Origin of the sequence: uncultured Streptococcus sp., assembly GCF_963521865.1 — a bacterium.
Taxonomy (GTDB): domain Bacteria; phylum Bacillota; class Bacilli; order Lactobacillales; family Streptococcaceae; genus Streptococcus.
In genome coordinates, this window is record NZ_CAUQWY010000007.1 from 1 (window position 1) to 11,104 (window position 11,104).

Sequence of the window (11,104 nt, forward strand, 5' to 3'; positions counted from 1 at the left end):
TGTCCTTTCTAGATCTTAGCTTTTCATCAACCCACTACAGTTGACAAAGAGCCGAAGTTTTCACCTCAGTCTATTTTTCTATCAGACTTCAGAAAAGAAGTTTCTTTCTTAGTCTTCTTTTTTCTTACGAGCTACAAGTCCGAATGCACCCAACATTCCAAGAAGTCCAAGACTAGCTAGACCAGCCTTATCTTCTGTACCAGTATTTGGTAATTCCTTCTTATCATTGGATACGGTTGTTTCAGCTACTTGTTTAGAATCTGTAGAACTTGTCTGAACTGGAGTAGCTACTGGTTTTTCTGGACTTGTAGGAGTCTCTTGATTGATTGGTTTTTTCACTTTCTTATAGTGATGTAGGGTATTTCCTTTAGCATCCGTTGTTGAATGACTAAATTCATATCCTTCCAGCTCTATTGGATTGTGTTTTCCTTCTTTATCTGAAGTAATTCGGTTACCATTTTCATCAAGATATTCCGTTACAATCTGCACAGTTGAACCGCCATTTTGAGCAATGATTCCTCCACTATTTTGTGATTTAGGTGTTACTGTTACAGGAACTTCCACTGTAATAATACGACCATCAGGTAATTTTACTTTCACTTTAACCACTGGTTTTGCTCCAGGTGTTTCAGTTGTTGGAATTTTTCCTACTTCAACAATTTCCCAACCTTCTGGTAAGTCGATACGTTTCTTGACATCATTTTCTGTAATAGGAGTTCCAACTTCCACTACAATAGGAGTTACTTTCGGTGTTACGATGATTGGTACTTCTACTTCAACAATCTCACCAGTTGGAACTTTGATTTTCACTTTAACACTTGGTTTTACTCCAGCTGGAATTGTTGTTGGAATTTCTCCAACTTCGACAATTTCCCATCCTGGTTCTTTCGGAAGATCGATATGTCCTTTCACATCATCTGGTGTGATTGGAGTTCCTTGTGGTACAACAATTTGTCTTACGGTTGGCGTAACGATGACTGGTACATCGACAGTAATCTTACGACCATCTGGTAATTCAATCTCTACTGGAACGACTGGTTTTGTTCCTGGTGTTGATGTTGTTGGGATTTCTCCTACTTTTGTTACCTTCCATCCATTTGGTAATTCAATATGTTTCTGAACATCTTCTGGCGTAACTGGTGTTCCTACTGGTACTACCACTGGTGTTACTGTTGGTGTTACGATGACTGGTATATCCATCGTTACTCGAATTCCATTTGGTAATTCAATCACAACTGGAATACTTGGTCTTTCACCTGGTACATCAGTTGTTGGTTTATCTCCAATAGAGATAACTTTTGCTCCTTTTGGAATATGATTTTCAACATCCTCCGCAGTAATTGGATCACCTTGTTTTTTAACAATATCTTTAATAGGTGTGACATTCACTGGTACTTCTACTGTAACAACTTTTCCATTTGGTAATGTAATCGTCACTTTTACAGGATCCTTCTTACCTGGAGTTGTTAAGTCTGGAATGTTTTCAACCTTAGTAGTTGCTCCTTCTGGGACTTTAATTTGTTTTAAGATATCCTCTGGAGTCAGTTTGTCTTTTGTGACTGGTGTTTCAATTGGTGTAACTGGTGTCACTGTTACAGGAACATCTACAGTATAAGATTTACGGTTTGGTAATGTAATCGTTACTTTTACTGGATCCTTCTTACCTGGTGTTGTTAAATCTGGAAGATCGCCGACCTTAACAGTTGCTCCTTCTGGAATCTTCATTCCTTTTGTATAATCGCCTTCAGTTAAAGGAGTGTTTGTTACTGGTGTTTCAATCGGTGTTGGTTTTGTTTCAACTACTTTAATAGTAGCTGGAACTTCTACTAACACTTTTCCATCTTTATCTTTTACAACTACTGTAACTGGTTTATCACCTGATGTTGTTCCATCATATGGAGTTGTTTGTCCTTCTGGAACTTTGTATTCGAATGTTGAACCTTCTGGATAGTCACTTGGTGTGATACTATCTTCAGGTTTTGGTTTATTCTCCCCTTCAGCATTTACCGGAATTTGTTGTTCTTTACCTTGAACGACTTTGATTTTCGCAGGTACTTCTACAAGTCTATCTCCATCTGAATCTTTCACGACTACAGTAACGTCTTTTTCGCCTGGTGTTGACCCATCATATGATTCCGTTTTCCCTTCTGGAGTCTTGTATTCAAAAGTTGAACCTTCTGGATAATCATATGGTGTAATGCTATCTTGTGGTTTTGGTTTCTTATCATTTTCAGCATTCACAGGGACATATTGTGTCTTAGATTCTACAACAACAATTTTAGCTGGAATTTCTGTAATTGGTTGTCCATTTAACTTCGCTACAACTGTTACATCTTTTTCGCCCGGAGTTGTTGTATCTACTGGAGTGTTATCTTTATATTCAAATGTTGTTCCAGTTGGGAAATCATTTGGATTAATGTTTTCTTTTGGATCTGGTTGTTTCTTAGTTGGATCTACTGGGACATATTTAGGATAACTTTCCACTACACGTACTGTAGATGGCACTTCAACCAATACCTTATCCCCTTGTTTCACAACAACAGTAACTTTCTTATCGCCTGGTGTAGATGTATCTACTTCCTCTTTGTACTCAAATGTTGCATCTTCTGGGTAATCATTCGAATCAATACTATCTTCAGGTGATGGTTGTTTCTTACCTTCATCTACTGGGACGATTTGTGGATTTCCTTGTACAACCTTCACTTTTGTTGGTACTTCTACAAGTTTATCTTCCCCATCTTTCGCAACGACAACTACATCTTTTTCTCCTGGTGTAGTCGTATCTACTGGAGTTTTGTACTCAAATGTTGTGCCATCAGGGTATTGTTCTGGATCAATACTCTTAGAAGCATCTGGTTGTGGTTTGCTTGGGTCTGCTACTACGTATTGTGTCTTAGGATCTACAACTACTACTTTTGCAGGAACTTCTGCAATTGGTTGCCCATTTAGCTTCGCTACAACAGTTACATCTTTTTCTCCTGAAGTTGTTGTATCTACCGGTGTCTTGTACTCAAATGTTGTTCCTTCTGGATATTCTCCTGGAGTGATACTGTCTTTTGCCTCTGGTTGTTTCTTAGTTGGATCTGCTACCACAAATTGAGGTGTGCTACCTACTACACGTACAGTTGCTGGTACTTCAACGATTGTGTTTCCTTGTGGATCAAGTACTTCAACAACCACATTCTTATCTCCAGGTGTTGTTACATCGATTGGAGTTGTTTGTCCTTCTGGAGTTTTGTATCTAAAGGTAAATCCTTTTGGATAATCTGTTTTATCAATGCTTTTCTCTGGATTTGGTAAAACATCATTATTTTCTTTTACAGGTACAATTTGTGGTACCCCTTCAACTACTGTAACTGGTACTTTGACCGTTGTAGTTTTTTCTTGATTATCTACAGTATATTTAACAGTTACATCAACTTCCGTATCTTCTGTTAAGTCTGGCACTGTTACTGTAGCTGTTTCATCAATAGTAACGGTTGCACCTTGTGGTAATTTACCTGTAAATGTTGAATCTTCAATTGCTTTTTTCGCTTTTGCAAGGACTTTTTCTTTAGCTTTATCCTTGTCACTATTTTTAGCAACTAGAATTTCATCAGCTTCTGGTTTTGGTAATACTGTTACTGGAACACTTACTGTTTCTGTTAACTTACCATTGTCATAAGTTACTGGTACGTCTACTTTAACATCAGTCGCTCCTGCTTTACCTGTTGTTTCTGGTAATGTTGTTGGTTCCCCTTTTGTTCCATCTGTTCCTGGTGTTACGGCTGTTTTTGCTTGTTCAGCAGTCGGTGTTTCTCCTTCAAACACCACGATTTTACTTGGTGTTGAGCTTACTACTGTTACTGGTACATTAATTGTATCTTCCGCTACTACTGTACCTGTAGCATCTTTATATTGTACCTTAACTGGTACTGCAGTTTTATCACCATTAGAATCTGTTGCTGGAACAGAATATGTTTGATTTGGATTTAGTTCTGCTGTAACTCCTGTTGGTAATGTTAGTTTACTTAGTGCAGCTTGTGCTTTTTCTTTTACAGCTGTTGTTAGGTTGTCACCAGTTGTATCTTTTAATGTAATTACTTTTTCTGGTGTTGCTTTTGGTAATACTTCTACTGGTACTTTTACAGTCTCATCCCCTGTTGGATATGTGACTGTTGTTGTCGCAGTTACATCTTTTGCTCCTGCTTTACCTGTTGTTTCTGGTAATCCTGCTTCTGTTGGAGTGTTAACTGTACCTCCATTACCTGGTGTTACGGCGTTCTTAACTTTCTCAGCTTCTGGTTTTGTTCCTTCTAACGTGTAAACTGGTTTTGCTTCTGAACCTAATACGTTAACTGTAATTTCTGCATCTTTTGTATAAGTTTTTCCATCTACTGTGTAAGTTACTGGAACTTTAACGATTCCTTTATTCGTTCCTTTTTCTGCAGTCATTGTTGCTAAAACTTTTTCTGTAATTTCGCCAACCACTACATCTTTAGAACCTTCTGGTAATTTTGCTTTGAATTCAGCTGATGTTGCTACTTCCGTCGCTTTTGCTTTTGTAACTTCTTTTACTTTATCTACTGTTGAACCTTTTGGTACTTCTACTTCACCAATTGCTGTTGGTAAGACTACGACTGGGACTACTACTCTTTCCGATAACTCACCATTATTATATGTTACCGGAATGGCAACTTCTTTCGTACCTGGTTCAGCTGTAATATTAGCTGTTAAAAGCGGTTCTCCTTTAGTTCCATTTGTTCCCGGTGTTACAGCTGCTTTTACTTCTTCATCTGTTAGCTCATCATCTTCAAACTTAACAATTTTATTTACTGTAGATCCTACCACCGTTACTGGAACTTCAACTTCTCTAGTTTCAACAACATTATTATTAGCATCTTTGTATTCTACTACTACTTTTGCTGGAGTTTGGTCACCTATTGTAGTTGTTCCTGGAAGAGTTCCTGCTTTTACTTCTTTAATCGATACAGTAACTCCCGTAGGAATTTTATCTGTGGCAATTGCTTTAACTGCTTCTTTCGCTTTTTCTTTTACTACATTTTCTAAGTTAGTACTATCTTTTAGTACTGTTACTCCTGTTGGTGTTACTTTTGGTAAGACTACAACATCCACTTTTGTTTCTACTTGAATTGTTTCAGTATCTTTTGTGTACGTAACTGTTGCAGGAGTTGGCAATGTTTGCCCAGCTTTACCTGTAGTAGTTGGAATATCCGTAATATCATTTTTACTTGGAGTGAATCCCTCTACAGTTGTAGGGGTTACTTTTGCTTTTAATTCGTCATTCGTAACAGTATCATCTTCTACTTTATATAATTTATTTGTTTCTTGATCTTTAACTGTAATCACATAGGTCGTTGAAGCTACCGCAGAATTGTCATTTTCATTTGTTCCTGTTGCTGTATCTGAATCTGCAGTAACTTTATTTCCATTACTGTCTTTTACATCTACTTTAACAGTGTACTCTCCTGTTTCTGTTAATTTCACCGCTGCTGCATCTGAAACACTAGTATATTCTGTTACCTTCCCTGAAGGAGCTGTTAATGTTACTTTTGTAACTGTTGTTTCCTTCTTCGTTGGAGCAGTTGTCGCATCATCTTCTCTATCTGTAATCGTTACTGTAGCTGATTTTTGTTTTACTAAATCTACTGTTGCACCTTTTACAGTTGTATAAGAAGTCGAATGCACTGTCGGAGCATCATTTAATACAGACGCTTTATCTGAACTTTCTGCATAAACTGCATCAACTGTTCCATTGAATCCTGATGAAGTAGAAATTGTCCATTTATCTCCAGTTTTCGTTGCTGTTACAGTTGAGTTATCATCTGCAGTCCATTTATTTAGTCCTTTATCGTATTTAACCGTTACAACCATTCCTTTATTCGCATCATTAGCTGACTCCGCTGCACTATTTGCAGCATTTTCTTTGTTATAAGTTGTTAATGTACGAGTAGGATCGCTAACAGCTGTTACTTTTCCTTCTGCATTTAAGGTACGAGTATATTCATAAACATTGAATATTGTTTCCCCATTTTTATCAACATCAACGTATAGGTCACGTTTTAACCATGTAGTCGTTCCATCGCTGTTAACTGTTTTCTTCTCAGCGATTTCAGCTGGTAAATCCCAACGACCTGTTGATTTATTAAAGGTTGCTGTTACATTTTCTCCAAGTTTAGTTTTTAAAGCTACTTCTGCTCTTGTAAATGTTGCTGTTACATTTTCACTACTTGCAGTTACCTTAATATTATCCGTAGCTGCTTTAGCTGTTGCAGTTGGAAGTACTTTTAGATTGAAAGTTTCGCCAACTGTACCGATTTCATCATTAACATTTACAGCTGTATTTGTAGTTTCTGTAACAACCCATTTCCCATCTTTTGCAACAACTTTTGTATTTGTGCCATCTGGTAATGTAATCGTAGCTTCTGAAGCACCTCTTGAAATTGTAATTGGTACTTCTTTATCATATGCATGTACATTTTTCACAGATACTGCAGGTGAAATTTTAAAGGTAGCATGTGCATATGCTTCATTCGCATTCGTTTCTTTATAGTCTCGTGCATAAATTGAGACACGGTAAATCCCTGCTTCAGTCGGTGTCCCTTTAAATCCATTTTTATTTCGTTCAGTCATGTCATTTGAGGCAATTGTGAAACCGACACCAGGAATTTTAGTGTCATCCCCTGTTAAATCTGTAACAGTACTAGCGCCTGCCCCTGTAGTTCCAGTAATTTTCACTCCAGAAACACCAAGAATTGCACGTCCCACAGTTTCTCTAATCGTTGCTGTACGGTTAAGAGGATTTCCATTTTCATCCGTTAAACTATAAGGAATATTTCTACCATTTGGTGCACCGGCATGGGAAGCTCCAGCATCTCTATATTCTACTGGTACTACAAGTTCTTCTCCTACTTTACCTTCTTTAACGGCATCGTTAATTTCTAACGTAGGTGGCGTCCCATCTTTCCATGCTGTACCACCGTATCTATGTAGATCTAACGGAATTCTTACATTTTTTCCAGTTTTGGTATTAGTAAAAGTAACTGTCGCCACTAGTTTTTGATAGTTAAATGGACTACTATGCGTTACAACCCCTTGTATACTATCCGATTGTTTATCATATACTAATCCCCCAGGCATATTTGATACTGTAAAATCAGAAACAGTCCAACCTGCCGCTTTCGCTTCTTCTGTTACTTCAATACGTTTACTTGCATCTTTGACGTAAACTTTATCAATTCCTTGTTCATAACCAAGTTTATAAATACTTGATAATAAATATTCGTACGGTCCACCACCAAAGTAAGTAGAAGCAGCTGAACTTTGAATTCTTGTATTATTATATTTCAATTTTCCACGCCAAAGAGGAGCTTCTTCAATAATTTTTTGTACTTCTTCTGCAGGAAGTTTCAATCCGTAGTCAACACGTGCCTTGACATCACTTGGTTGCAACTCAAATGTAAAGTTAGATGGTCCAGGTGTAACACGCGTACCTGCTCTTTGATCAGAAAACACTCTGAATTGTAATCCTTCAGCATTCGCTTTTTGTTCCGCTGAGTCTACCCCTAGTGTTCCTGATCCAGATTGGACACCAAACGGCATTTTATACGTATCCCAACCTGTAAAGTTTTCTCGTGATACTGCACTTGTACTACCTATAATATTTTTCGCAGTTGGTTGCGCTGGCGTTGTTGGTGTCAACTCATCATTTGTTACAGTTGTTGTACCACCATTACCTGATGTATCCGCTCTAAACCCACTTTCCCCATTACTTGGGATAGCTTGACCATTTCTAGGATCTTGGTTTTTATTTACTTTCTCTTCTGTTGCTTCTGATTTGATACTGTTTAAAATGACAAGGCTACTTGAAAGTTGTTTAGCAAGTGCATCTACTTTTGTCTGTGTTTTTGTATCATCGTTTAGAAGTTCTTTTGCTTTATTAACCAAATTTTTAGCATCATCAATGACTGATTTTGTTTTCTTACCTTCGGTTAATTGACTTAATCGACTTTCAGCTTTAGCAGCTAAATCTTCTAACGATGCTGTATTAATAGCAACTTTTTCTGTCACTACCTTTGGAGTTTCAACTTCACTGGCTTGTTTGTCAGTAGTAGACTCTTTTACAGAAGTATTATTTTGTCCATCGGGCTCTTTAGCAGTAGCAGATGCTTGTCCAGCAACTTCCTTAGAGGGTTCCGAGGACTTATCAGTTAGATTTTGAGAATTTTGAACTTCTGTAGGCTCTGGATTAGTTAGTTGTTCAGCCGCTTGGACGCTTCCTCCACCAAGGAAAAACAATCCAGTAGCTACAGCCACACTAGCCGCACCAAAACTAACCTTACGGATACTATAACGTGTGAATTTCTCCACTTGTGATTGACGAACATGATGCCCTTTGGGTTTAAACATTCCCTTACTCCTTTTTTCTGATAATTATCAGTTAATATATTCAAGAAGGCTAAATAAAAAGCCCCCCCCCTAAAATATATAGGCATATTTTAAAGGGTCACAATTTATTATACTCTTTTTATGTCTATAAATCAAACATTTTGAGCTATACTCGCCAAAATAATTTCACAAACTCCGTCTTCTAGTAATCCCTTACAAAAATAGAAATTATATTACTTTAGAGATTTTATATATTGTTTGATTATTCATATAACTTAATTATAAAAAGGAATTTTCTGATATTTTTATCACCTCTTCATTGAATTTTAGCAATAGATAAGGGATTACAGAATTAAGCTAGATGCATAAGATCTGCCCAAAATAGCTAAAAAATTTAGAAGTTACTCTAGCTTTATAAAATAAAGTCTATAAAAAAATAAAGCCCAGTTTTAAATGTAAAAACTAGGCTTGTTATCTATTTTATTTTCCTTCTTTCACTTCTTTGGTTGCTACATCTTCTCCAAACCATTTTTTGCTAATTTCTTGGAACTTACCATCCTTATAAAGATTAGAAAATCCTTCATTTATCTTTTTAACCAGAGTTGTATCTTCCTTACGTGCTCCAACCGCAAAATCTTCTGTTTCTAGTCCAACTGTAAAGACATTATAATCGTTTAAAACGCCTTCTGCTTCTAAATAATAGTTTGCATAGACACGATCAATTAATAGACCATCAATTCGATCGTTTTTCAAATCAATCAAGGCTTCATTAAAGGTTTGGTATTGATTCGCTTTATTATTAGCAACAATATCCTTCAAAATCGCTGGATTTGCTTCAAAGTCCTCATAACCAGATGAACCAGCTTGAGCTCCTAATGTCTTTCCAGCCATATCCTTTGCAGTCGTGATACCTGAAGATTTCTTAGTCACCAATACCTGCTCATTCTTCATATATGAGTTACTGAATGCTACCTTTTCACGGCGTTCGTCTGTAGCGGAATAGCCATTCCAAATCAGATCAATCGTTCCTTTTGTCAATTCAGCTTCTTTCAAATCCCAATCAATCGGTTGCCAATTTACCGTAATTCCATATTTTTCAAAAACAGCTGTAGCTAAATCAATATCAAATCCTGCATAGGAACCATTTTTCTGAGCAAACCCCATTGGAACAAAAGTACTATCAAATCCAATAGTAATAGACTTGTTAGACTCGTACTTAGACCAATTATCTCCACCAGTTTCACTAGCATTTTTCCCACAAGCTACTAAGAACAAAGCAGTCATTAGACTGACTAATATAAGCATCAATTTTTTCATCATTTTTTCCTCCTATTTAGGTTCTACTTTTAATAATACATCTGCAATATTTTCCGCAAACTGTAAATCGTGGGTAACGACAATCTGCGTCATCCCAAGTTCCCTATTTTGCAGGATCAGTTTTTCCACTTCCAAGCGCAACTCTGGATCAAGGGCAGAAGTTGGTTCATCGTAACCAATGATTTCTGGGTCAATCATCATGGCACGCGCCAAGGCTACCCGCTGCTTTTGCCCACCAGATAGTGAGAAGGGATAGGCTTCTGCGTGCCCTGCTAGACCTAACTGTTCCAAGAGTCCACGCGCCTTCTTCTCAGCCTCTTCCTGCTTCATTCCCATTGTTTTCACAGGCGATAAGGTCAAATTATCTAGAACTGATAAATGAGGGAACAGTTGAAAATCTTGGAATACAAATCCCAGTAGATTCCGCTTCTCCAGTTCATCCAATTCTAAAGGTTGTCCATTATAAAAGATTTGCCCTGAATCAATGGTTTCAAGACCTGCAAGCATACGTAAGAGGGTTGTCTTACCTCCACCAGAAGGCCCGACAATAGCTAGGATTTGCTTTTCAGGAATACTTAGACTGAAATCAGACAGGATTCGTTTGTCTCCGAATTTCTTATTGATATTTCGTAATTCTAACATGGCAGCCTCCTATCTATAATAACTGTACTTCTTCTCAACTTTTTTGGAAATGATTGTCACAATCCCAATCAAAATCAAATAAATGGCTCCTGCCAAGAACATGGGAACAAGGCTAGCATCACGGTTGGCAGCTGTTCTACTAGCCAAGATAAGGTCTGAAATTCCTAGAGCATAGACCAGAGAGGTATCCTTGACCAAACTCATGACTTCATTAAAGACACTAGGAAGAACAATCTTGGTCACCTGAGGCAAGATAATATAGCGCACTGTGTCAAAAGGACTAAACTTCAAGACCTTAGCAGCCTCATATTGACCTTTAGGGATGGTATCAATCCCCCCACGGAAGATTTCAGCAAAGTAAGCAGCATAATTCAAAACAAAGGCAATGATAGCCGCAGGAAGGCGATCCAAACGGATCCCAATGCTTGGGAGCACATAATAGATAAAGATCAATTGCAAGAGCAAGGGTGTGCCTCGCATAATCCAAATATAAATGTTAATCAGATGATGGAGGGGCTTCCAATGGACTTGCAAGGCAAAGGCAATCAAAATGCCCAAGGGAATAGAAAAAATCAAGACCAGTGCAAAAACCTGTAAAGTCATGCTTGCACCGCTCAATAAACTCGGTAATATCTCAAACAAATAAGACATACTGACACCTCCTTAAAATAATTGTTCCTATTATAACATACATAAACTAAATTACAACTATTTTTATAAAAAAAATTACATTGTTAACAAAAATAAAAACTATATC

4 protein-coding genes are annotated in these 11,104 nt (G+C 37.4%); all 4 read right to left on the reverse strand.

Annotated elements, in window-relative coordinates:
- Nucleotides 1-108: 108 nt before the first annotated feature.
- Nucleotides 109-8,409, reverse strand: coding sequence for a Rib/alpha-like domain-containing protein (locus RWO85_RS03405; protein WP_314414035.1), 8,301 nt, complete (start codon nucleotides 8,407-8,409; stop codon nucleotides 109-111).
- Between the two features lie 459 nt (nucleotides 8,410-8,868).
- Nucleotides 8,869-9,705, reverse strand: a complete 837-nt coding sequence (locus RWO85_RS03410) for an amino acid ABC transporter substrate-binding protein (protein ID WP_033684239.1) — start codon at nucleotides 9,703-9,705, stop codon at nucleotides 8,869-8,871.
- 12 nt (nucleotides 9,706-9,717) lie between these two features.
- On the reverse strand, nucleotides 9,718-10,347 hold the full coding sequence (locus RWO85_RS03415) for an amino acid ABC transporter ATP-binding protein (protein ID WP_314414037.1): 630 nt from the start codon (nucleotides 10,345-10,347) through the stop codon (nucleotides 9,718-9,720).
- 9 nt (nucleotides 10,348-10,356) lie between these two features.
- The gene (locus tag RWO85_RS03420; RefSeq protein ID WP_033683846.1) at nucleotides 10,357-10,998 is read right to left on the reverse strand and encodes an amino acid ABC transporter permease; all 642 of its coding nucleotides are present in this window, start codon (nucleotides 10,996-10,998) and stop codon (nucleotides 10,357-10,359) included.
- Between the last annotated feature and the right edge of the window lie 106 nt (nucleotides 10,999-11,104).

Excerpts from the sequence above, each read along its gene's own strand:
- RWO85_RS03405 (WP_314414035.1), bottom strand. The coding sequence starts at position 8,409 with ATGTTTAAACCCAAAGGGCATCATGTTCGTCAATCACAAGTGGAGAAA.
- RWO85_RS03410 (WP_033684239.1), bottom strand. The coding sequence starts at position 9,705 with ATGAAAAAATTGATGCTTATATTAGTCAGTCTAATGACTGCTTTGTTC.
- RWO85_RS03415 (WP_314414037.1), bottom strand. The coding sequence starts at position 10,347 with ATGTTAGAATTACGAAATATCAATAAGAAATTCGGAGACAAACGAATC.
- RWO85_RS03420 (WP_033683846.1), bottom strand. The coding sequence starts at position 10,998 with ATGTCTTATTTGTTTGAGATATTACCGAGTTTATTGAGCGGTGCAAGC.